Here is a 23,406-nt window from a genome sequence, read left to right as displayed (position 1 = left end):
CGATCACCTACAGAACGACTCCATGGCCAAGAACCCGGTTTCCCCGCCCACCGTCCCCGACACCGCGTGGCTGGGGCGCGCGCGCCACCTCGGGCCCGAGCCCGAGCAGGACGTCCGGCGCAACCTGATCGCCCTCAAGGCGGCCGGGGTGCTCGACGACTTCCTGGACCTCGACCCCGTCGAGGCGGCCCGCTCCACCGTCCTGCACCCGCGCGACGAGTCCGCCGACCCCGGCCCCACGGCCCGGCGCGTCTTCGAAGCCCGCTGGCGCGTCGCCGACGACGTCACCGTGCGGGCCCAGCTGACCACGTACGACCCCGAGAACCGCCGCAAGGAGGGGGAGGGAGTCACCTGGGTCCTCGCCGCCGAGGCGGAGCGGGCGTGGCAGACCGGCTGGCCCTCCCCGGCCACCATGTTCTGGCCCGACAGCGACCGGATCGCCTGGGACCACGACACCGTCGCGGACCTGCGGATGCGCACCACCAACCATCTGCCCAAGGACGACGACGAGCTGCGCCACCTGCTGCGGGACTGCGCCCGGCAGAGCTGGTTCGTGCACGTCGTGGTGCACGAGGCGATGACGCCGGACGCGGCGGGGCAGCGGCCGGTCGCGGCCTGGCTGCCGCCGAGTCTGCGGCACCAGGTGATCGAGCACCGGGGCACCCCGGAGCAGGCGCAGATCGCCGACTTCGCGATGAAGAAGGAGCTCGGCGTGCGGCTGCCGCGCGGCGGCGCCGTCGTCCTGCCCACGCAGCCGCAGGGCGCGGGCTACGACGCCGACCGCTTCACGGTCCGCACCGTCATCCTCGACGGCTCCGAGCCGACCGAACTCCTCGACAGGATCAGGGAGTTCGCCGCTCTGGCGCGCCCGATGACGGCGGACGCCGAGCGGGCCCTGACACGGCTGCGCCAGGGCTGGCACCTGCTCACCCCGGACGAGGAACTGGTCCACGCCCAGGCGATGGTCGCCCGGTACGCGCAGGCGCTCGACGCCATGACCACCTCCCGCGACCTGTACCGGGAGGCGGCCGAGGCGGCGCAGGCAGCACTGGCCGAGGCCACCGGCGGCGACGGCGTGCCCGTGCTGCCCGCGCCGAGGGCCAAGGCGGACGCCTCGCCGCTGAGCGCCCTCACCAAGGCGTTCGGCCGCTTCCGGGACCCCGGCAAGTAACCGCGCGCCGCCCCGGGACTGCCGGCGAAGGCCGTCCCGGGGGAGAGGCCCCCCACGGCCCCTCACCGGCAGTCACCCGCCGGCGATCGGTGACCGGCGATCCGCGATGCCCGGTGCCCGATGCGGGATCCGTGACCGGCGATCCGGGACCGGCGGTCAGAAATTGATCATGTGACCGGCCAGCCCGTGCACGGCCTCCTTGACCGCCTCGCCCAGCGTCGGGTGTGCGTGCACATTGCGGGCGACCTCGTGGACGGTCAGGTCCCACTGCTGCGCCAGCGTCAGCTCCGGCAGGAGCTCGGTGACGTCCGGCCCGATCAGATGGGCACCGATGATCTCGCCGTGCGTGTTGTCGCTGATCAGCTTGACGAACCCGACCGGGTCGCCGAGGCCGTGCGCCTTCCCGTTCGCGGTGAACGGGAACTTGGCGACCTTGACGTCGAAGCCCTTCTCCCGCGCCTGCGCCTCCGTCCAGCCGAAGCTGGCGATCTGCGGCCGGCTGTAGGTGGCGCGCGGGATCATCGGGTAGTCCAGCTCCATCGTCTCCGCGTCCGCGATGGTCTCCGCGGCGACGACGCCCATGGACTCGGCGGTGTGCGCGAGCATCAGCTTCGCCGTGACGTCGCCGATGGCGTAGATGTGCGGCACGGAGGTACGGCAGCGCCCGTCCACCTCGATGGCGCCGCGCTCGGTGACCCGTACACCCGTGGCCTCAAGACCGTAACCGGTGACGTTCGGCGCGAAGCCGATCGCCTGGAGCACCTTGTCGGCCTCCAGGACCCTGGCCGCGCCGTCCTTGCCGGTGACCGTCACCCGCACCTGCGCCCCGGACTCGTCGATGGACTCGACCCGGGTCGAGGTCAGCACGTCGATGCCGAGCTTGCGGTACTGCTTGGCCAGCTCCGCCGACACGTCGGCGTCCTCCAGCGGCGCGATCCGGTCCAGGAACTCGACCATGGTGACCTTGACGCCGTAGTTGTGCAGGACATAGGCGAACTCGATCCCGATGGCCCCCGCGCCCGCGATCACCACCGACCCCGGCAGCTCCTCGGCGAGGATCTGCTCCTCGTACGTCACCACGCGCTCGCTGCGGCGGGTGCCGGGCAGCAGGCGCGGGGTCGCGCCCGTGGCGATGACGCAGTTGTCGAACGAGACGGTCCGCCGGGTGCCGTCCGCCTGGGCGACCTCGAGGGTGTGCGCGTCGAGGAACGTGCCCCGGCCGTCGAACTCGGTGATCCCGTTCTTCTTCATCAGGTAGTGGACGCCCTTGACGCGGCCGTCCGCCACCCGCCGGCTGCGCCGGTACGCCTCGCCGTAGTCCAGCGACACCTCACCATTCACCGTGATGCCGTAGGCCTTGGCCTCGTGGGTGAAGATGCGCGCCAGCTCGGCGTTGTGCAGCAGGGCCTTGGTGGGGATACAGCCGACGTTCAGACACACACCGCCCCAGTACCGCTCCTCCACGACCGCGACTCGCTTGCCGAGCTGGGCGGCGCGGATGGCCGCCACGTAACCACCGGGCCCCGCCCCGAGGACGACTACGTCGAAGTGCTCCTGCATGGGGGTTACTTCCCTTCCGATCACATGTTTTCGATCAGAGGTCAGCAGACCACAGGGGCACGCGCACCGAAGCGCCGGGGCGCCCCGGGACGCGCCGGGACCGCACGGCGAGCGTCAGCTCTCCTCCGCGCGCGTGAGCGCCTCGGTGACAGCCGGGTGGCGAGCGGGGGAAGTGGTCCCCGGCACTCGCTGGAAGCCCGGCAGGAGGCAGGGCCGCGAAAAAAACGTGGTGTGCGGGGCGGGTGGGACCGGGTAATCTCGTGGTCATGTTCTTCCAGACACCGATTTACGAGTGAGAGCGTGATGGGCCCCTGCTGACGTCGTCCGACGTCGCCGCGCCCGTCCCCACCGATGAATCCGTAGATCACTTCACATCATTCCGGGAGAACCCATGAGCAAGAACATCAACAACCCCGTGGGCATGGGCGGCGGCCAGCGCAAGAAGCTGTCCCGCGCCGAGCGGCAGAACAACGGCCCGCACCGCAACCTCGACCGCCAGGGCGCCGCCGACCAGAAGGCGGAGCTGGTGCGCAAGATGCGTGAGAAGACCGGCGAGGCCGAGGGCGCCACGCAGACGGGCGACGACACCGAGCAGAGCTGACGTACCGCCGCCGCGGGGCGGCACCGCAGGGGGCAGGGTCCGGACCGCGACACGCGGTCCGGGCCCTGCCGCCGTACCGGGGCGTTGGAGTACCGGTACGGCGTGGGGCGGGCGTCGCGGTGGCCCGCGCTCAGCCTGCCTTCGGGGTGTAGCCCTTCGCGGCCTCGGAGACGAACGGCTCACGGACGGTCCGCATGCCGCCCGGGACGGATTTGTCCGGCCGGAGGATGACGGACTCGCGTGAGGACGGCGCCTTCGGATCGCTGAAGTCCTGCCTTCCGAACCCGGCGTCGTACGCGTTCAGGGTCAGCAGGGCCCGGTCGATGCCCTCACGGGTGAGATCCTTGGCGTCACACGCCTTCTTCAGCGCCTGCCTGAAGACGTCGGCCGCAGTCCAGCCCGCCACGATGCCGTTGTCGAGGCTGTCGTTCGGGTACGCGGCCCGGTAGTCGGCGACGAGCTTCTTCGCGGCCGGGGTGTCGGCGCCGATCGGACGGCTCGGAGAGGCGAACCAGTACATCTTCTCCAGCGCCGGTCCGGCCTGGGTGCCCAGCAGCTGCGGGGCGAAGGCCGAGTTGTTGCCGATGACCGGTACCAGCAGCTTCGCCGCCGCCGCGACACCGACCAGCGAGGCGGCCTGGCGCGGTCCCGCGCTGATGACCACGGCCTTGACGCCCGCCTGTTTCAACGCCGCCACCTGCGCCGACATGTCGTTGTCGGTGGGTTTGATCTTCTGCTCCACGACCGTCAGCCCCGCCTTCCCGGCTGCGAACTTCGACCCCGTCAGCGCGTTCTCGCCGTAGTCGCCCTCGAAGTACACGTGCCCCAGCTTGTCGCCCGCCCTCAGTCCCTTCTCCTTCACCAGGAAGTCCACGGCGTTGATCGTCTCGATGTCGTACGTGGAGCCGAGGACGCGGATGTACGGGGAGCCGAGCAGGGAGGCCGACCAGGCCTGCGGCAGCACCAGTGCCTTGTCCCGGCCGTCGATGCGCTGCTTCATGGCGGCGACGAACGGAGACCCGATGAACTGCACGTAACCGGCGACCTTCGGCTCCAGCTCGGTGTAGGCGGAGAGCGCCTTCTGCGGGTCGTAGCCGTGGTCGCGGACCGTCAGCTCCAGCTGTCGGCCGCAGACCCCGCCGGCCGCGTTGACCTGCTTCACATACAGCTGCTGCGCCTGGGTGACGCTCTTGCCGAGCGTGGCGTATACACCGGTCATGTCGGTGAGCGCACCGACCGCGATGGTCTTGGCGGTGACGCCCGTGCCGGACTTCACCCCGTCGGCTCCGGTGTCCGCCCCGTCGGTGGACTTGGCCTTGGAACTGCAGCCGGCGGCGGTCAGTACGAGTGCGGCGGCGAGTGCGGCGGCCGTCGTTCTCGGGGCCTGGCGTCGGTGGTTCATCGTTCCTCCCCAGAGGAGTGCGAGGGTTGGGCGGTTCGCCCGCGTGGCCGGGCGGCGAGCCGTATCAGGCCGCCGGGCAGGAAGAGCACCACCGCGACGACGGCGGCGCCGTAGAGGTAGCGGGAGGCCTCCCCCGGTGCGATCCCGCCCGTCCCGGGGGCGGAGACCAGGGGCAGCGCGTCGCTGTACCGGTTGAGGAGCTGCGGCAGCAGGGAGACGAAGACGCCGCCCACTACCGCCCCGGCGACCGAACCGAGACCGCCGATGACGATCATGGCCAGGTATTCGAGGGAGAGCTGCATACCGAAGTACTCCGGCACGGTGCGCTGGAAGACCAGCGCGAGCAGCACCCCCGCCAGCCCCGCGTACATGGACGACAGGACGAAGACGGCGGCGCGGTAGCGGGCCACGGGGACACCCATGACGCCGGCCGCGATCCGGTGGTCCCGGATCGCGTTCATGGCCCGGCCGGGGCGGCCGCGCAGGACGCCGCGAGCGAAGAGGGCCCCTGCGAGCAGGAAGACGAGACCCAGGTACCAGAGCTTCTCGGTGGAACCGAACGGGACCTGGGCGACCAGGAGTTCGCTGTCGTCGAAGGTGAGGCCGAAGAGGTTCAGCGGGGGCACGGCGCGGCCGTTGAAACCACCGGTGACGTCGTGGGCGTTGAACAGGACGTGCTGGCCGATGAAGATCAGCGCGAGGGTCGCGATGCCGAGGTAGGCGCCCCGCAGCCGGCCGGCGATGGGGCTGAACGCCCCGCCCGCCGCACCAGCGAGGGCGACGGCGAGGACGGCGGCGAGCCAGCCGGGCAGGCCCAGTCCGGTGAGCCCGTCCGTCCCGTCCCCGGCGAAGGCGCAGTAGCCGTACGCGCCGACGGCGAGGAAGAAGGCGTGGCCCATCGAGAGCTGGCCGGTGGCTCCGGTCAGCAGGTTGATGCCGATGGCGCCGATCGCGGCGGCCATGGCGAAGAGCCCGGCCTGGAGCCAGAACCGGTCCAGGTAGAAGGGGAAGGCGACGAGCACGAGCCCGGCGGCGACCCATCCGTATACCCGGGGCCGGGCGAGCGGGGCCGCTCCACGGCGGGGAAGCGCGTCAGACACGGGACAGCTCCTTCGTGCCGAAGAGTCCGGCGGGGCGGAGGAGCAGCACCGCGACCATCACCAGGTACGGGGCGACATCGCCGATGCCGCGGCCGAGGAAGGTCAGATCGCCCTGGTACCCGGCGGCGAGGGACTCGGTGACCCCCACCAGCAGGCCGCCGACGAGGGCGCCGGTGGTGGAGTCCAGCCCGCCGAGGATGGCGGCCGGGAAGGCCTTCATCGCGGCGAGGGAGGTGGTCCGTTCCAGGCCGGGGGTCGGGAAGACGGTGAGGAAGAGCGCGGCGACGGCGGCCAGCCCGCCCGCCACCGCCCACGCGCCGAGCGAGACCCGGCCGAGGCGGATGCCCATGAGGGCGGCGGTCTCCTGGTTCTCGGCCGCGGCGCGCATGGCGACGCCCCACGAGGTGTGGCGGAAGGCGAGCAGGAAGGCGGTGATGAGCAGTCCGGCGGCGAGGAAGGCCGCGATGCGGGTCTGCGCCAGGGTGACCGGTCCGGCGGTGACGACGGCGTCGCCCCACGGGTCGCCGGGCGAGAGGATGTCGGTACCGATGCGGCGGGTCAGTTCGGTGGCGAGCAGGATGTCGACACCGATGGTGACGATGGCGAGGACGCTCTGGTCGGAGCCGCGGTAGCGGCGCATGACGAGGAACTCGACGGCGGCGCCGAGCAGGGCCGCGCCGCCGATCCCGGCCAGCAGCGCCGGCCAGAAGCCGATGCTCTCGTGGAGGACGGCGGTCACGTAGCCGCCCGCGAGGAGCAGGGAGGCGTGGGCGAAGTTGACGACCTCGGTGGCGCGGAAGATGACCACGAAACCGAGGGCGATCAGGGCGTAGACGGATCCCAGCGAGACGCCGTTGAGCAGGAGTTCGACGAAGGTGGTCACCCGGCGGTCTCCTCTCCGAGGTAGGCGCGGACGACCGCGGGGTCGTTCTGGACGTCGCCGGGAGCGCCGTCGGCGATCCGGCGGCCGAAGTCGAGGACGGTGACGGTGTCGGCCAGCCGCATCACCACCCCCATGTCGTGCTCGACGAGCACGATGGAGATCCCGAGGCTGTCGCGGACACCGGCGATGACGGCGGCGGTACGGCGGCGCTCGTCCGCGGTCATCCCGGCCACGGGTTCGTCGAGGAGCAGCAGGGTGGGCTCCATGCAGAGGGCACGCGCCAGTTCGGCGAGCTTCTGCTGCCCGTACGGGAGGGATCCCGCGGGCTGGGTGAGCTGCTTCTCCAGGCCGACGAAAGCGGCGATCTCGCGGACCCGGGCGCGGTGGCGGGTCTCCTCGCGGGCGGCCGAGGGCAGCCGGAGCCCGGCGGCGAGGAAGCCGGTACGGGTGAGCCGGTGCCGGCCGAGCATCAGGCTGTCCTCGACGGTGGCGCGGGGTGGGAGCGCGAGGTTCTGGAAGATGCGGGCGACCCCGAGTCCGGCGATCTTGTGCGGCGGCAGGGAGGTGAGTTCGTGTGCGCCGAGCCGGACGCTTCCCGAGGTCGCCCTGTAGACGCCGGAGAGCACGTTGAAGCAGGTGGACTTGCCGGCTCCGTTGGGGCCGATGACGGCGTGCACGGTGCCGGGGCGGACGGTGAACGAGACACTGTCGAGGGCGGTGAGCCCGGCGAACCGGACGGTGACGTCACGGACGTCGAGGGCGGGGACGGAGGCGGGGGCCTCCGGGGAGACGGGTCTTTCCGGAACGGGGGCCTCCGGGGAGGCGGGCCCTCCCGATACGGGGGCCTTCGGGGAGGCCGGTGCGGCCGACCGCGCGGGCACGGAGGCGCCTGCGGGCCTGGTGTCCGTCGTAGGGGTGGAGGCCGGTGCGGACCGGGCGTCCGTCGTGGCGGCGGGGCCCTGTGCGGACCGGGTGTCCGCCTCCGCGCCCTTGCCGGGTGCGGCGGGCTTCTTCGCGGGGCCGACGGAGTCGGGGCCGACGGAGTCCGGGCCCCGGGCGGCGGGCTCGTTCACCGGGTCTCCTCCCAGCGGGCGAGCACGGGGTGCGGGACGGAGGCCTGCGAGGCGTCCGCCGCCGCGGTCTCGTCCACGACGCCCAGGTAACGGCGCCGTACCTCGTCGGAGGCGGCGAGTTCGGCGGCCGGGCCGGAGAGGGCGACCTCGCCGACCTCCAGGACGTACGCCCGGTCGGCGAGCCGCAGCGCGAGCGCCGCGTTCTGCTCGATGAGGAGGACGGAGGTGCCCTGGGCGTTGATCTCGCGGATCGTGTCGGCGATCCGGGCCGTCATGAGCGGGGCGAGGCCCAGCGAGGGCTCGTCGAGGAGAAGCAGTTTCGGCGAGGCCATCAGCGCGCGTGCGACGGCGAGCATCTGCTGTTCGCCGCCGGACAGCAGTCCGGCGCGCTGGCGGGACCGGTCGGCGAGCACGGGGAAGAGTTCGTGGACCCGTCGCAGGGCCGCCGCCTTGGCCCTCCTGTCGCCCCGCGCGCCCAGCGCCCCCGCCCGCAGATTGTCCTCCACGGTCATCCGGGCGAAGACCTTCCGCCCCTCCGGCACCTGGGAGACCCCGGCGGCGACGACCCGGTCCGGAGCCAGCCCCCCGATCGGTCGGCCGCCGAAGGCGATGGTGCCGGAGGTGACGGCCCCGCCGTGGAACGACAAGGTGCGCGAGAGTGCCCTCAGCAGAGTGGACTTCCCCGCCCCGTTGCCGCCGAGAACGGTGACGACGGCACCCTCCGGCACGGTGAGCGACACCCGCCTCAGGGCGCGTACCGGTCCGTAGCCCGCCGTCAGGTCCGTGACCTCCAGGGCGAGTCCGGTCCCTCCCATGGTTCCCCTTCCGTGGCCTGTGCAGTGGCGCTCACCCCAGCACCGCGGTGGCCCCCCGTCCACGTGCGGCGGCCGAAACGCTGCCGGTGACCAGCGGGCGCCGGTACGGGTTGTGCACGCGCACAACACCGCGTGTCAGGGGCCTGTCGGGAAGGGGGAGGGGGTGGCATCCTCCGGGCATGGGACGGCGCAGACCACGGACCGGCGATGACTGGAAGCTGTTGGCCGAGGCGTGTACGGCGCTTCTGGAGCGGCTGCCCGAGCTGGTGGACGAGCACCTGAGAGAACTGCACGAGTACGAGCCGGCGTACGGCCGGATCGTGCCGCACGACCAGCACTGGCGTGAGGCCCACGAAGCGCTGCGGATCGGGATCGAGACGATCTCGGCACCGCGGGACTCGCCGCGGCGGGACCTGGAGCACGCCGACGAGCTGGGGCGGCGGCGCGCCGAGCAGGGGATGCCGCTTGAGCTGGTGGTGCACGCCTACCGGCACGCCGGTCACCTGGTGTGGGAGGCGCTGATCGAGGACGCGTCGGCGTTCCCGTCGAGACTGGCGGTGCTGACCCAGTCGGCGACCATGGTCTGGCAGGCCGTGGACGCGCAGGCGGACACCGCGTCGGAGGCGTACCGGGCGACGGAACGGGAGCTGCGGCGGCGTACCGACGAGCAGCTCCAGGCGCTCCTCGACGCGCTGCTGCACGGCCAGTGTTCCCCGGAGGTGACCTCGCGGGCGGCGGCCGGCCTGGATCTGCCGGAGCACGGCCGGTACGCGGTGGTGGTGCTGCGGCCCGACCGGCGGGAGGCCCCCGAGCCCTTCCACCGGCGGGTGCGGGGGACGGGCGTGCGTTTCCTGTGGCGGATGGGCGCGGACTGCGAGATCGGGGTGGCGTCGCTGGCGGAGGGCGTCGGTCTGGACGCGCTCTCCGAACTGCTCGACGGGCGCTGCCCGGGGCCCGGAGGGATCAGCCCGGTGGTGACGGGGCTGGCGGAGCTGGGACGGGCACGCGGGCTCGCGGAGCTGGCCCTGCGGACCAGCCCGCCGGACTCACGGCAGATCGTCCGGCTGGACCGCCGGATGGCGGGCGCCCTGGTGGTAGGACAGCCGGAGCTGGCGGGCCTTCTGGTGAGGGACGTCCTGGGCAGCCTGCTGGAACTGGACCCGGCCGACCGCGCGATTCTGCTGGAGACACTGGACGTCTGGCTGGAGTGCGAGGGGTCGGCGGGGCGCGCGGCGGCTCGGCTCTACTGCCACCGCAACACGGTCTTCAACCGGCTGCGCCGCCTGGAGCAGCTGACGTCCCGCTCCTTGTCCCGGCCGAGGGACCTCACGGAGATGACCCTGGCCCTGGACGCCTTCCGCCTGACGGCCTCGTCCTGAGACCGCACGACCACCGCCTGTGGCGGGGGCCGTATGCCACCCGCCCGGCGCTGAGGCCGTACGGCACCCGCCCGGGCGGCTGGTTGCGGACGAAGGGGGCGAGTGCGGGCCCCCGGGCCCCCTCGGGTCACCGGTCGGAGCGGTGGCCGTCCCCCGGGGTGGGGGACAGGAGCAGGAGCCCCGAAAGCTCGACGCGGGAGCGGACTCCCAGCCGGGCGAAGACGTTCCGCAGGTGGTGGTCGACCGTGCGGGGGCTCAGCGACAGCCGGTCGGCGACCTCCTGGTTCGTCGCCCCCGCCGCCACCAGCCCGGCGATGCGCTGTTGCTGAGGAGTCAGCTCGCCCGCCGGACCGGGTACGGCCCTCCTGCCCACCGCCCCTCCGGTCGCCCGCAGTTCGGCCCGCGCCTGATCGGCCCACACCCCGGCCGCCGCCCGCTCGAAGGTGACCAGCGCGTCGCTCAGCGGGCCCCGGGCCTCGACCAGACGCCTGCGCCGGCGCAGCCACTTGCCGTACGCGAGGAGGGTCCGGGCCCGTTCGAAGTCGTTGCCGCTCGCCTCGTGGTGCCGCACCGCCTCCCGGTACCAGTCCGCGCAGTCGCTTCCCCCGGCCAACAGCGCCCGGCAGCGGGCCAGTTGGGCGGGCGCCTGGGCATCGAAGCCGAGCCCGGCCCAGACCGCGAACTCCTCGGCCGCCGCACCGGCTTCGACCTCCCGGCCTGACGCGCAGGCGGCCTCGACGAAGCAGGGCACCACGAGCATCCGCAGGGCGAAGTGGCCGCCGCGCGGCCCCCTTTGGACGAGGGGAGCGAGACGCGCCGCGGCCTGTGCGGCGAGCCCGCCCGCCAGCTCGGCCCGCGCGATCGACCACTCGGCGAGCGTCGTCGCCTGGACGAGACCGTGTGCCCGGGCGGTCCCGAGGGCACGGCCCGCGTGCTCCACGACGGCCGGGGCGTCGCCCCGGACGGAGGCCGCCAGGGCGAGGACCGCGTGTTGGTGGGCGGCCGCGTTGCGCTGCCCGGCCGACTCCGCCGTACGGAGCCCCTCCCTGGCGTGCGCGGCGGCACGCTCGTGCTGTCCGGCTCGCAACTCGGCGTACGCCAGATGCTCCAGGACCCGGGGCAGCAGCGCGGTCCCGGCTGTGGCGCGCAGCGTGGCCAGGGCTCGGGTATGGACGCGTACGGCGGCGGGCGCGTCCCCCAGGACCAGGGCGGCGGCGCCCGCGCGCAGCAGGCGGCGCGGCTCGTCGGACGCGCCGTCGCGGGCCACGACCCGGGCCAGCGGCGCCCGCGCCTCCTCCAGCCGCACGGTGAGCGCGGCGCACATCCCGTCGCGGAAGTCCCGCTCCACCGCGTCCATACCGACGGGGGATTCGGTGCGTTCGCCGCCGAAGCCGCCCCCGCCGAGAGCGACAGCGCAGGCCTGTGGGTCCCCAGCGGCCCACGCCGCCTCCAAGGCGAGGAACCGCGCGTCCGAGGCCTCCTCGGGCGCCCCCTCGCGCAGCAACGAGGCGGCGAGGAGCAGCACCTGATGGGCGTCCCCGACCGGCCCGCCGCCCAGCCCGGCCAGCCCGCGCGCCAGCTCGGCCCTTCCCCGCAGCACATCCGGCGGTACCCGTGCGCCCTCGGGGGCCCGCACGTCGCCGGTCACCCCGCCCACGCCCCCGGCCGTCCGGAGTTGGCCGGACCGGTGGCCTGTGTCGTGAACGTGGCGGGGAGGCCCGGGTCGGACCGGAACTCCAGGAGCGCGGGGAGCGGCGGACATCCCGGCCCCGGACCGGACCGAGGGCCTCGCGATGGGCGTGGCGAGGTGCGGCGTACGCGCCGCCGCCGCACGATCACCCGCCGTGGCGTCGTCCCCGCCCACCGGCCCGCTCCTGCCGCCGGAGCGGGCTCCGGAACGGGCTCCGGGGCGGCCTCCGGCGGGACGGGCGAAGAGGGCGTACAGCTCCCGGCGCCGGGACGGTGGCACGGCACCCAGGACCGCGCGCCGCAGAAAGGGGTCGTCGAACCGGAGTGCTTCCCGGGTCCCGCGCAGGAACCCGTCGGCGACCAGCCGGTCCAGCGCCTCGGACGACGCGCGCACGGCGCGGGCCGCCGCCAGGACCGCGTCCGCGCCGACCGGACGGACGGTGGCGGGCCCCCCGGCCACCGGATCCGGCTGCCCGGTGCCGGGCTGCGGCTCCCCGGCGACTGCCACCAGGGTCAGCACCCGCCCGCACTCCGCCGGCAGGGAGTCGAGGAGTCCTCGGTACACCTGCGACAGTGAGACGTCGTCGGTGACCGGGCCCGGGGGGCCGTCTCCGCGCTCCGGTTCGGCGCGGACACGGGCGGCCGTCGCGGTCAGGACTCCGGGGTGGCCCGCGGCCTCGTCGAGCAGGCGCGTGCGGAAGGACGCGGTCAGGGGCAGCCGGCACACGTCGTCGAGCAGGGTCCGCGCTCCCTCCCGGCTCAGCCGCCCCAGGGACAGCAGCCGGGCGCCCGGCACATCGGGGGGCCGCCGATGGGCGGCGAACGAGACGACCCAGGCCCACGGCCCCGTGTTCTCCCGCCAGGCCGCGTCGAGCGCGGTGCGGGAGTGGGCGTCCCAGAGGTGATGGTCGTCCAGGCAGAGCAGCAGCGGCTCGCCCGGGCACAGGGCGGCCAGCGCGCCGGGTACGCCGCCCGGCCCACGGGCCGCCCGCAGGGCGCGTCGCGCGGCCGAGGGAGTGGGGGCGAGGGCGGACATGAGGGCGCGTACCCCGCTCCAGGGGACGCGGTTGCCGCTGGGCGCGGCCACCCGGTGGGCCCGGATCCGGGAGTCCCGTACGGCCTGGTCCAGCAGTGCGGTCCGACCGGTGCCCGGGCCTCCGGTGACCAGCAGGACGGCGCCCCTCCCCTCGGCGGCCCGCGCCGACAGCTCCGCCACGGCGGCGAGTTCGGACGTACGGTCGTACAGCCGCGGAGCAGCGGCGACCCTCGACGCTCCACTCACATCATCACCGTACTGGCCGGTAAGTGGCCAGGAAAGAGCCAGGCGTTGGGCCGGTGTCCACACCTCGGGCTCATCCGTTGTGCACACGGACAACCTGAGAGGCACGGGTCCGGGCGGCCGGACCCGTGCCTCTCAGGTTGTCCGCGGTGCGCGGCGAGGACCTCCGGCCCGTCAGGAGCCGAGGGGGCAGGTGCCCCGGTACTCCTCGATCGTCAGGCTCGGCCGTGGCAGGGGGCAGAGGAACTGCTCGTAACGGGTGTCGTCGTCGATGAACCGCTTCAACCAGGAGATGCTGTACTTCGCGATCGTCGTGTTGGAGCTGTTGGGGGTGAAGTGGGTGGCCCCGTTGAGCTCCAGGTAGGCCTTGTCCAGTGAGCCCGGCAGGGTCTCGTAGAACGGCTCCGAGTGGGTGGCGACGGGGGCGATCGTGTCACCGTCGGCACCCACGATCAGGGCCGGGGTGCTGATCTCGGGCCAGGTCTTGTCGGTGTTCCAGGCGGTCAGCGGGATGGTGGCCTTGAGCGAGGGCCGGCTCTTCGCGGCCTCCAGGGCGCCTCCGCCGCCCATCGAGTGGCCCATGACACCGAGCCGCGAGGCGTCGACGCGGCCGCGGACCGAGCTCCGCTGGGTCAGATAGTCGAGCGCCGAGAGGAGTTGGCGGCCTCGGCTGTCCGGCTGGTCAAGCGTGGTGAGGGTGTCGATGGTGAAGACGACGAAGCCCTGCGAGGCGAGCCGTGGCCCGAGCCACGAGATGGAGGACTCGTACGCGGTGAAGCCGGGGGCGATCACCACGGCGCCGAATGTGCCGTCGCTCGTGGAGGTGGGGTAGTAGATGGTGCCCCCGCCGAACCCGGTGACCGAGAGGGCGGAGACGCTGCTCTGGGAGACCGCGTAGGACCCGCGGACCGCCTCGATGGAGGCCACGGTGGGCGCCGGTCCGCGCTCATAGGGGTTGTCGGCGGCGGTGGAAGCAGTGGAGGCGGTGGAGGCAGTGGCGGTGGGTGCGGCCAGGAAGGCCAGGGATGACAGGGCCGCGGCGGCGGCGATGTGTCGTTTCACGACGGAGCCGTCCTCTCGAGTCGTGTGCCGTCATGACGTGGGCTGCGCGACGCCGACCGCGGAACGACCGGCGCACCGGTGTGGACCGGCCCCGTCACTGTCGGGGCGGCGCCGGGGGAAGGCATCGGTGAAATGACCGGTCACGCGGGGAGGGGCGTGCTTCGCAGCGGCACGAGGACTCGGGTCCGGGCCCGGCATTGAGCGGGCCGAGCAAAAGGCGCCTGCCCGGCGAAATGCCAGCTCAGGCGCCTTTTCTTGTCGGGTGTTGGCCCGGTGATGGTCTGGACCTTGGTTTTGATTCCGCTGGGAGGCGCGGTCGCAGAAGGCGGACCGCCGCCGGCCCTGCGCAAATGAGACTCACTCAGCGGTCCCTCGGCGCGCCTCACACGCATGCGGTAGCGTCCGCGCACGCGCGCGGCCCGTCCGGCCGGGCCGGAGGGGGGCACGGTGGCACCGCGGCCGGGTGGCGAGACGGACAAGTTCGGCAACCGCTATGAGGGAGCCTGGACGATCAGGCATGCCCTGTACGTACTGATGGGCTCGGGCACGTCGCTCTGCGTCGAACCGGGTGGGCCGCTGGGCGACGGGGTCGAGTTCGTCTACCGGCACGACCACGGGACGGAGGTGCACCAGGTCAAGCGGCAGAACCGCAACGCGAACAGCTGGAATGTGGCTTCTCTCCACGACAAGGGAGTGTGGGAGGTCCTGCGTTCGCATGTCGAGGCCGGTCGGACGTTCCACTTTGTTTCCATGCTCCCCGCCCGCGCGGTCGACGAACTCGCCGACCGCGCCCGCCGCTCCGACGATCTCGCCTCCTTCGAGGCAGAGTGGCTGACGGACGAACTCCGGGGACCCTTCGACGCCCTCGCTTCGAGGGGCATCTACGGGTCGACCGTGACGGCCTGGAGGATGTTGAGAGGGCTCCGGGTTGAGTGGCACGATGAACGGGACCTCGTGCATACCAACGCAGTCCTGGCCGAACAGGTCCTGGCCGGAGCACCGGGCCGGGTGGCGACGCTGGCCCTCGGCCAAGTCCTGCTCGACAACCTGGGAACCACGCTCGACGCCGCCGCTCTCACCACCCGGTTGGCTCCGTACGGACTGCGGGGCCTCTTGCGGGTCGACGCTGTCGCTGTGTCCCACACTGTGAGAACGGTGACGCGCCGGTGGGCGGCCAGTGTCGAACGCACGCTGCTGCGGCCCTCAATTCCCCAGGAGGAGGCCGCCTGTCTGGTCGCGGAGGTCAAGGAGGGCACCCAGCGGCTCGTCCTGTTGACCGGAACCGCGGGCAGCGGCAAGAGCGCCGTGCTGCACCAGACCTTCACCGCCCTCGACCAGGCGGCCGTTCCGGTTCTGGCCTTCCGTCTCGACCGCCTGGAACCCTTCGGCTCCACCCATGAACTGGGGCAGCGTGTCGGCCTGCCCATGTCCCCGGTCGGCGCACTCGGCGTTGTGGCGGACGGGCGGCCCTGCTTCCTCGTCGTGGACCAGCTCGACGCCGTCAGCATGGCATCGGGACGCATCCCGGAAACCTTCGACGCGGTGGCCGACCTGGTGGACGAGGCCGCGGCACATCCCGGTATGCGGGTGATCCTCGCCTGCCGCGCGTTCGATGCCGAGGCCGACGCCCGCATCCGTAGGCTCACCGCCCCGAACCACTGCACACGCGTCACGGTCGGGCCGCTCTCCGACGCTCAGATCGACACCGCCGTCACTGGCATGGACCTGGATGTCTCCCGACTGGGGCCGTCCCAACGGGGGTTGCTGCGCTCACCGCTGCACCTCGTCCTCCTCGCCCAGGTCGCGGACCAGGAAGAGGCCCTCCTCCTCCACACCACCCGGCAGCTTTTCGACGCTTTCTGGGACACCAAACAGGAGGAGTGCGCCCGGCGTCCGTCCGTCCGTTTCCACGACGCGGTCTCGGCCGTCGTGGCCGCCATGAGTGCGCGCCAGCGGCTGTCCGTGCCGCAGAGCGTGCTCGACACGGACGACCTCGCAGCCAGCCGGAAGGTATTGGAGTCGGAGCATGTCTGTGTTCGCGACGGCCGTCAACTGGCCTTCTTTCACGAAAGCTTCTTCGACTACGCCTTCGCGCGCGACTGGCTCCGGCGCGAAGACAGCCTGGTCGCCTTCCTCACCGGCGGGGAGCAGGAGTTGTTCCGCCGCGGACAACTTCGGCAGGTGCTTGATCACCTGCGGGATCTCGACCCGGGACGGTTCGCCGAGGAGGTCGAGGCACTGCTGACCAGTACGGACATCCGCTACCACCTCAAGTACCTGACCTTGGCCGTGCTGCGCGGCATGGACGCTCCTACGGCCACCGAGTGGGGCGTCGTCGCCCGCGTGCTGGACACACGCCCGCCCTTCCGCGACCGCCTCGTCGACATGCTGGGCATGCCCGCCTGGTTCCGTCGCGGGGACGACGAGGGGGTCTTCGAGAACTGGCTCAGCAGTGCTGACACGAGAGAACAGGACTGGGCGGTGAGGCTGTTGGTGGCGGTCGCCGATGCCCTGCCCGACCGTGTGGCCCGCCTTCTGGAACCGCACGCCGCCAGTCCCGCATTCAGTGCGTGGCTGATCCGGGTCGTTCCCCACGCCCGCCTCGCCGGAAGCCGACCGCTTTTCGATCTCCTGCTCGGCGGCGTGCGAGCGGGCCTCCTCAACGGAGTCGAACACGCCCTCTGGGACCCGGCGGCCGACCTGGCGGCCGAAGAACCCGTGTGGGCGGTCGAGTTGCTGGGCGCACTGCTCGCGGAACGCCCGGACGCCCTCCGGCTCGACGACCAAGGCAGGGTGGCGGTACTGCTGAACCGGGACTACGCAGCACTCCGGATGGTGACTGCCGCCGCCGTCGGTGCACCGGAGGAGTTCTGCGTCCGTGTGCTGCCGGTCCTGCTGGCCGTCATGAGCCTGACCGCCTATCCGGTACAGAGGGGTCGGCCCGTCCATGATCGCCATTTTTCGCACCGCCATCCCGGCGTCGATCCCGGCGACGTGGGTGACGCCCTGCTGCAAGGCGCGGCCGAAGCTCTGCGGAGTACGGCAGGCCGGGACGCCGCACGAGCGCGTCAGCTCGTGGAACATCTGGTGAGCGAACCGTACGAGGCGGCGCAGTGGCTGCTCTACCAGGTGCTGGCCGCGGGGGGACCTGAGCTCGCCCCGTGGTCCGCCGAAATCCTTCTCCAGGGCGGGCACCGTTGGCTGTCCGGCTACGCCGCCAATGCCGTGTGGGACGCCCGGGAGGTCCTCCGTGCCATCGGCGGCGCCCTGCCTGACAACACTTTCAGGCGGGTGGAGCAGTCCCTGTTCCATCTGCGCCTTCCCCCCGAGGAGAAACTCTCGCCCTGGCACGAGTTCACCCTGTTGACGGCGCTTCCCGAAGGGCGGCTCTCCGAGCGGCCGGCGCGCCGGCTCGGAGAGCTCCGCCGGCTCCACGGTGACCGACGGGAGCCGGATGAACCGGAGGGGGTAACGGGCGGGTTCGTCGGACCGCCCATTCCGGCGGAAGTGGCTCGGCGCATGAGTGACGACCAGTGGTTGCGGGCCATGAGGAAGCACAGTCGGGACCGAATCGACTGGACGACCAATACCGGTGGGGCGCGCGAGCTGTCCCACGTGCTGCGGAGCATGACGGTGGCGGACCCTGGCCGGTTCGCCCGCCTCGCCCTGCGGATCGACGCCGGGACGCACCCGGCCTATGGTGCCTCGCTGCTCCTCGGCTTCGGGGAGGCCGAGCCGTACGACGATCCGGAGACCGTCTTCGCGGCGGTGCGCCACTTCGCGAGCAGGGGCAGGCCGGAACAGGACCGTTGGCTGGGGCATGCCCTGCAGAAGTACCTCGACGATGTGCCGCTCGACCTGGTGGAGGCGCTCCTGAGCCGTGCCCTAGGCTCCGGTGAGCTGAGCGGTGACGATCTGTCCGGCGCGGACAGAGGCGATGTGACGCGAGACCTTCTCACCGCTGGGATCAACACCGTACGAGGCAGCGCGGCTGTGAGCCTGGGCGATCTGCTCGTCCACGATGCGGGCGGGTCCCGCGCAGCGGTGATTGTCCCCCATCTGGAACGACTGGCAGCCGACCCTTCCCTCGACGTCCGGGCGTGCGTGGCCCACTTGCTGCGCGCCGCGATTCGTCACGACCGTCCAGCGGTGGCCGATGCCTTCGCGGTGCTCGTCCAGGCTCCCGACCACCTGCTGGCGTCACCATACGTTCCCCGCCTAGCCGTTGCTCTGATGCACGGAGATACGACATCGGCCGGACCGCTGACGGAACGCATGCTGTGTTCCCCGGTGGCGCCGGTGCGCCGGGTCGGCGGCCAGGTTGCCGCGCTTGCCGCGATGGAGTGGGAAGCACCTGACCTACTGGCCAAGGTGCTTGCCGGGAATGACACGGCACAGCGGCAGGGAGCCGCCGACGTGTGCGCCCAGCGCCTCCTGAACACGGGCGACGCGACGCTCGCCCATCACGCACTCGTCCGGTTCTTCCACGATCCCGAGGAGGAGGTGCGGGAAGCCGCTGCTACGGTGGCCACCGCTCTGCGTGGCCGACGCCTGGGGCCCTACCGGCGGACACTGACCGCACTGATCGACTCCCGCGCCTTCGGGGCCGCTCTGCCTCAGCTGCTGATCACGCTTGAATACGCCCCTGACCGCGTGGACGAACTGGTTCTGGCATGCGTGCGGCGATTTGTCTTGGTGTTTGGAGCCGCAGTTACCGACTTGGCCCGCAGTGCGGCGGCCGACGCCCGCCACGTCGGCCGCCTGCTGGTCCGCGCGTATGCCCAAGCATCCTCACCCGCGCGCCGGTCCGAGATCCTCGATCTCCTGGACCAACTGCTGCTCATCGGCTCCTACGGCGTGGCCGAGGCGATCCACGACTTCGACCGGAGCTGAACGTGACCGGCCGCCTGGCAGGGGCCACCCGCAGGATGCTCCGGCTGTGCGCCGCTGTGCGCCCCGGCGTGCGTCCGCCGCACCGGCGGAGCGGGCGGAAACATCCGCCGCCGCGGTGGCCGAGTGCTGTGCTGTGCAGATGATGCACAGCACGAACCCCAACGGTCGCGCGGCCTTCCTCGACACATTGCCGCCTGAAACACGCTCGGCCTTCACCCGACTCGGCACTCGACTCCGCTACGGCGTGGGAGACGTACTCATCCACGAGGGCGATCATGCGCAGGAGTTGGTGGTCCTCCATGAGGGCTTGGTCAAGGTGACCGCCCGGGTGGACCGTGACCGGGTGTTGCTGAGGGACATCAGGATCGCCGGGGACGTCGTGGGCGAGATAGCGGCGATGGGTCTCGGACCGCGATCGGCCACAGTCACCTCCTGCGGCGATGTGTCCGCCACTGTCGTCCCGCGTAACGAACTGGAACCCTTCTTCCTTACTCACCCCGAGGCGTCACTGGCACTCAACCGCATGCTCTGCGGCCGGTTGCGCCGAGCCGACCGCCTACGACTGGAGCAGGGCGCATACCCCGTCCTCGTCCGGCTGGCGCGCGTCCTCGTCGAACTTGCGGAGTCCTACGGGCAGCCTAGGCGCACGCTCAGAGGGCTCGACTGGAGCAGGGTGCGAATAGAGGTGAATTTGTCTCAATCAGAGTTCGCCGCGCTCACCGCATCCACCAAGCACACCGTCCACAAGGCTCTCACCCAACTGCGGAGGGACGAAATCATCAGCACCGGCTGCCGGCAGACCTCCATCGAGGACATGGCTCGTTTGCGCGAAGCTGCCTTACTGAGTGTGCCGACCGCTTAGCGGCAGCCCCAGAAAGCCGCATTAATGCGGCTTTCTTCATTGCTTCAGCCCCTTCCGCTCACAGTTGGCGTGCACAGCATCCAACCCCTTCGGAAGGTGGCGAGTTGTCATGGAAGATATCTATTCTCCCCGGCCGCCGGTGGGCCTGCCGCACCGTCGGCTGTGCCTGGCCGCAGACGTGGAGCACTACAGCCGTCTAGACACCCGGACGCAGTCGGTCGTCCAGTTCGAGCTGGTCCGCGTGCTGGACGAGGCGGCGGCGCTGTCCGGGCTGGACCGAGCAGCCTGGACGCGTCAGCCACAGGGCGACCTGGAGTTCGCCGTCCTCCCAGAGGCCACGCCGGAGGATGTCGTGCTGGGCCCCTTCGTCCGCCATCTCGCGGTCCGCCTCGGGGACCGCAACGCTCGCCCGGACGCTCAGCGGATCAGGCTGCGGATGGCGGTGGACACCGGCGTGGTCGCGGACGCGGCACTGGGCCACGCCGGCCCGGCTCCGGTCGCCGTGGCGCGCTACGTCAACGCGCCGCACCTCAAGGCCGTACTCACGACTCTCGCTGCGGCGGACCTCGTCGTCATCGTTTCGGATCGGCTGTACCAGGATGTCGTGCGCTCCGGGCGTCGGGATCTCGACCCCGCGCAGTATGTGCGGGCCCATGTGCGGGTGAAGGAGTTCGGTGGCTACGGCTGGATCCACGTGCCGGGCCACACGCCGGTCGAGGTGCGGTCGGCCGTGGTGGGGGTACCGGAGCCCACGCCAGGTACCGATGCTCCGAGCCGGGCGCCCTTGTCCCAGTACGTCCACCACGGCGCCGCCGTCGGCCGGGATGTCGTCGGCGGTCTCACCGTCGGCCCTCCCGTGCCCTCTCCGCGAGCCGGCTCCGGGCCCGCCCGGTGACGGCCCCGCACGAGGCCCCGCCCTGGCGCGAGCGGGCCGACAGCCAGTGGGCGGACTACGGAGTGAACGTCGGCCACGCCGTGTACGGCGGCGTTCATTTCCACCCGCCAGCCTCGCTCGCCGTCCCGTACCGGCACCGGAACGGGACGGTGCACCCGACCCGCATGACGTGGCACGCGGCTGTGCGGTCGGCCCTGAACGACCTCGCGCGTGCCTGCGATGGAGCCGCTGTTGCCCTGGCGTACCTCCGGCCCGACGAGGCCGGAAAGGAGGAAGGATGACTTCGACGCAACCTGGGAGCATCTTCGCCCGGATCGACCGGGGCGTCCTCGGGCCGCCCGGCGCCACGCGACCGTCCCTCACAGTGCACGTCGGCTCCCGTGTGTTCCTGCTTTCCCCGGAAGAGAGCAGAAGGGTGCTCTACGGCCCACGACGGGACACGGCGTTGGGCGCGGCCATCTGGCGACAGGCCGTCACCGAGGCCCGGCTGGAGCCGCGGGACGGCGACGGCACCGGACGGCTGTTCGTTGTCTGGCTGGTCCTCCCTGGGCTGTACCGGAACCTGCACCGGATCCTGCGCCTCTGGCGGCAGGTCGACCGGGCTGACCTGGAGGCGGAGGCCGTCTTGGCCGTGCTCACTGTGCTCGATTCGGCGGACCCGGACGGTCGGGACGCGGGCGGCTGCCTGATCAAGGAGGCGGTGAACCGGATGTGGGACTACGCGAAGCGTGTCACGCGGGAGATCCCCTACGTCGACATCGGCGCCTTCGCCGAGGTCCGCAACGCCGTCGTACCGCCGGAGGAACAGCCCCGCCCGCCCGAGGGATGGGAAGTGCACATCTCGCCCCCGCCCCGCCGCAGGGACGTGTACGCCACGCTCCGCTTCGTCGAGCCGCACGGTCAGCACGACGGTCGGCGGACCAATAGCCGCCTGCCCGACCTGGTGTTCCGGGCTCGCCGCCACGAGGAGGCCGACCTTATCGGCACGCTGGTCCTGCGTCCCGCGGGAGCACGGCGGTGAGCCGGCGGTCCGGCCCACCGCTCGGCTTCGCGGAGGCTCTCGACCTCCCCCTGAGCGTCGACCTGCGCACAGCCGCCCGAGCCTTCGGCATCTGCCCCGCGACGGCGTACAAGCTGATTCGCCTCGGCGTCTTCCCGTGCCCCGTGCTGCGGGTCGGTGGACGCTACCGCATCCCCACCGCCTACCTGTTGCACACCCTCGGCATCGAGGAGCGGCCGGTGTACACCGTCCCCCTGGAGGGCGACGAGGCGCCCGCAGTGCGGCCCCACGACACCCACGCTAACGCATCGGAGATTCCCGCATGATCACGTCACAGACGCTCCGACAGGAGTCCGGCCAGCCCCGGAGGTGCTTCGTCATCGGCCCGATCGGCGAGCCGCATGCCACCCACGGCAGCCCGGAGCGGGAAGCGTACGAGCACCACCTGGGCATCTTCGAGCAGGTGATCGTCCCTGCCTGCGAGAAGCACGGCATGACTGCCGTGCGCGCGGACGGCATCGCGCACGCCGGTGACATCAACGAGCAGATCTGCCGGCACGTCGTCGAGTCCGACCTGGTCGTCGCAGACGTCAGCGGAGGCAACCCCAACGTGATGTACGAGCTGGGGCTGCGGCACATCACCGGCAAGCCGACGATTCACATCGGGGAGGTCGGGCAGCTGCCCTTCGACATCGCGTCGATCAGGACGATCCGCTACCAGCGGACGCGCAGCCATCTGGCCGCTGCGCGCAAGGAGATCGAGAGCGCCCTGGAAGCGGGACTCCGGGACGGTTTCGAACTCCTCACGCCAGCACGGGTGCTGCGCGGACTCCAGGCTGGTGACGGACCGTCCTCCGCCTCGGAGGCCGACGGCGGGAAGGGGGAGGGCGAAGACTCGCCAGGTCTGCTTGATGACTTCGCCGTGATCGAGGACGGGCTGGGCGAGATGGTCGCCGATATGGAGGCGATCACGAAGACGATCGAGACGATCGTAGCCCTGACCGACCAGTCCGGCACCGAGATGCTCGATCTGACCCAGGCGAACGCGCCCATGAGCGCCAGGCTCGCCGCCGTCGCCCGGTACGCGGAGACGATCAACGCACCGGCGGGTGAACTGAACACCGTCGCCGCCACGTTCGCAGAGCGGATGGTGACCTTGGACAGCGGGGTACGGGCCGTGCTGGGGCTCATCGAGATGACGCCGCCCGACGAGCGCGGTGACGGAGCCGAGGAGTTTTTGGAGCAGCTGATGTCCCTGGACAAGGCTGCGCAAGACAGTCTGGCGCAGATCGGCTCCTTCGGCGCCTCGGCGGGTGCCCTGGTTCGGGTTAGCCGGCATCTCCGCAAGCCGGTGAAGGAGATCTCCGCCGCGGTGAAGCAGATGACTTCCGCCATCACGAGGATGGGGGAGTGGGCGGCCAAGGCCCATACGCTGGCACATGGTGACACTGCGTGATACTTCGTTCGCAGGGACCCGGACCTCAGAGGCCCGGGTCCTGTGTCGACGTGGCTGCTGCTCGCGTGCTCAGAGGCGGGGTCGGATGGTGACCTGCGCTCATTCGCCCTACGGCGGTGGGGACCGGCAGAGGGTAACGACCCGTGGGATTGCCGAGGCCTCGGGGCAACCGACTTCAGGCTTCAGGAAACCCAAGTTTCTTCGGGCTTAGGAACAAAGGACGTTCTTCGTCTGCCGGTGGTACACGTCCCTATCTGCTTCTGACCTGGGGTGGCGCGTGCAATCG

Annotated in this window: 16 protein-coding genes and 1 pseudogene; 9 read left to right on the top strand and 8 right to left on the bottom strand. The window is 71.7% G+C overall.

Translation table 11 applies throughout. The features are described 5' to 3' along the window. Positions 1 to 22 precede the first annotated feature (22 nt). Positions 23 to 1,171, top strand: coding sequence for a hypothetical protein (locus tag ACZ4MU_RS26050; RefSeq protein ID WP_467881144.1), 1,149 nt, complete (start codon positions 23 to 25; stop codon positions 1,169 to 1,171). 156 nt (positions 1,172 to 1,327) lie between these two features. On the opposite strand, the gene lpdA is transcribed toward ACZ4MU_RS26050, so the two are convergent. Further along, a complete protein-coding gene (gene lpdA / locus ACZ4MU_RS26045) occupies positions 1,328 to 2,731 on the bottom strand; it encodes a dihydrolipoyl dehydrogenase (RefSeq protein WP_467881141.1) in 1,404 nt (467 codons plus the stop codon). Positions 2,732 to 3,122: 391 nt separating this feature from the next. On the opposite strand from lpdA, the gene ACZ4MU_RS26040 reads away from it, so the two are divergent. Further along, complete coding sequence (locus ACZ4MU_RS26040; protein ID WP_467881139.1) at positions 3,123 to 3,332, top strand: DUF6243 family protein; 210 nt, start codon at positions 3,123 to 3,125, stop codon at positions 3,330 to 3,332. A 130-nt stretch (positions 3,333 to 3,462) separates the two neighbouring features. Here the strand turns inward: ACZ4MU_RS26040 and ACZ4MU_RS26035 are convergent, their stop codons facing one another. The 5 genes and pseudogenes from ACZ4MU_RS26035 to ACZ4MU_RS26015 form a co-directional block, all read right to left on the bottom strand. Next, a complete protein-coding gene (locus ACZ4MU_RS26035; RefSeq protein WP_467881137.1) occupies positions 3,463 to 4,734 on the bottom strand; it encodes an ABC transporter substrate-binding protein in 1,272 nt (423 codons plus the stop codon). Then, on the bottom strand, positions 4,731 to 5,834 hold the full coding sequence (locus tag ACZ4MU_RS26030; protein WP_467881134.1) for a branched-chain amino acid ABC transporter permease: 1,104 nt from the start codon (positions 5,832 to 5,834) through the stop codon (positions 4,731 to 4,733). Before ACZ4MU_RS26030 ends, ACZ4MU_RS26035 begins: the two co-directional genes overlap by 4 nt. Next, positions 5,827 to 6,717: a branched-chain amino acid ABC transporter permease gene (locus ACZ4MU_RS26025; RefSeq protein ID WP_467881131.1), complete on the bottom strand. Its 891-nt coding sequence runs from the start codon at positions 6,715 to 6,717 to the stop codon at positions 5,827 to 5,829. Before ACZ4MU_RS26025 ends, ACZ4MU_RS26030 begins: the two co-directional genes overlap by 8 nt. After that, a pseudogene (locus ACZ4MU_RS26020) lies at positions 6,714 to 7,478 on the bottom strand (ABC transporter ATP-binding protein); the annotation flags it as partial. The pseudogene ACZ4MU_RS26020 and the gene ACZ4MU_RS26025, both read right to left, overlap by 4 nt. A gap of 308 nt (positions 7,479 to 7,786) precedes the next feature. Then, positions 7,787 to 8,605 carry an ABC transporter ATP-binding protein gene (locus ACZ4MU_RS26015; protein ID WP_467881128.1) on the bottom strand — a complete coding sequence of 273 codons (819 nt, stop codon included), beginning with the start codon at positions 8,603 to 8,605 and terminating at the stop codon, positions 7,787 to 7,789. A gap of 179 nt (positions 8,606 to 8,784) precedes the next feature. Between ACZ4MU_RS26015 and ACZ4MU_RS26010 the strand changes: the two genes are divergently transcribed. Then, positions 8,785 to 9,984, top strand: a complete 1,200-nt coding sequence (locus tag ACZ4MU_RS26010) for a PucR family transcriptional regulator (RefSeq protein ID WP_467881125.1) — start codon at positions 8,785 to 8,787, stop codon at positions 9,982 to 9,984. Between the two features lie 127 nt (positions 9,985 to 10,111). On the opposite strand, the gene ACZ4MU_RS26005 is transcribed toward ACZ4MU_RS26010, so the two are convergent. After that, positions 10,112 to 12,955 (bottom strand): helix-turn-helix transcriptional regulator, encoded by a 2,844-nt coding sequence (locus ACZ4MU_RS26005; protein WP_467881123.1) that lies wholly within the window; start codon positions 12,953 to 12,955, stop codon positions 10,112 to 10,114. A 171-nt stretch (positions 12,956 to 13,126) separates the two neighbouring features. Beyond that, complete coding sequence (bdeA, locus tag ACZ4MU_RS26000; RefSeq protein WP_467881120.1) at positions 13,127 to 14,014, bottom strand: bis(hydroxyethyl) terephthalate hydrolase; 888 nt, start codon at positions 14,012 to 14,014, stop codon at positions 13,127 to 13,129. 447 nt (positions 14,015 to 14,461) lie between these two features. Between bdeA and ACZ4MU_RS25995 the strand changes: the two genes are divergently transcribed. The 6 genes from ACZ4MU_RS25995 (at position 14,462) to ACZ4MU_RS25970 (ending at position 23,120) form a co-directional block, all read left to right on the top strand. Then, entirely contained in the window at positions 14,462 to 18,907 is a 4,446-nt protein-coding gene (locus tag ACZ4MU_RS25995; RefSeq protein ID WP_467881118.1) for a hypothetical protein, read from the top strand. A 139-nt stretch (positions 18,908 to 19,046) separates the two neighbouring features. Further along, positions 19,047 to 19,769: a Crp/Fnr family transcriptional regulator gene (locus tag ACZ4MU_RS25990; RefSeq protein WP_467881115.1), complete on the top strand. Its 723-nt coding sequence runs from the start codon at positions 19,047 to 19,049 to the stop codon at positions 19,767 to 19,769. A 109-nt stretch (positions 19,770 to 19,878) separates the two neighbouring features. Further along, positions 19,879 to 20,664, top strand: coding sequence for a hypothetical protein (locus ACZ4MU_RS25985; RefSeq protein ID WP_467881112.1), 786 nt, complete (start codon positions 19,879 to 19,881; stop codon positions 20,662 to 20,664). Positions 20,665 to 20,941: 277 nt separating this feature from the next. Continuing rightward, a complete protein-coding gene (locus ACZ4MU_RS25980; RefSeq protein ID WP_467881110.1) occupies positions 20,942 to 21,685 on the top strand; it encodes a hypothetical protein in 744 nt (247 codons plus the stop codon). Further along, positions 21,682 to 21,990, top strand: a complete 309-nt coding sequence (locus ACZ4MU_RS25975) for a helix-turn-helix domain-containing protein (RefSeq protein WP_467881107.1) — start codon at positions 21,682 to 21,684, stop codon at positions 21,988 to 21,990. The genes ACZ4MU_RS25980 and ACZ4MU_RS25975 overlap by 4 nt, the downstream gene beginning before the upstream one ends. Next, entirely contained in the window at positions 21,987 to 23,120 is a 1,134-nt protein-coding gene (locus ACZ4MU_RS25970) for a hypothetical protein (protein ID WP_467881104.1), read from the top strand. Before ACZ4MU_RS25975 ends, ACZ4MU_RS25970 begins: the two co-directional genes overlap by 4 nt. The last annotated feature ends 286 nt before the right edge of the window (positions 23,121 to 23,406 follow it).

The sequence above is a fragment of the Streptomyces sp. NPDC026377 genome (assembly GCF_055567715.1).
This window is presented reverse-complemented; position numbering and strand designations above follow the sequence as displayed.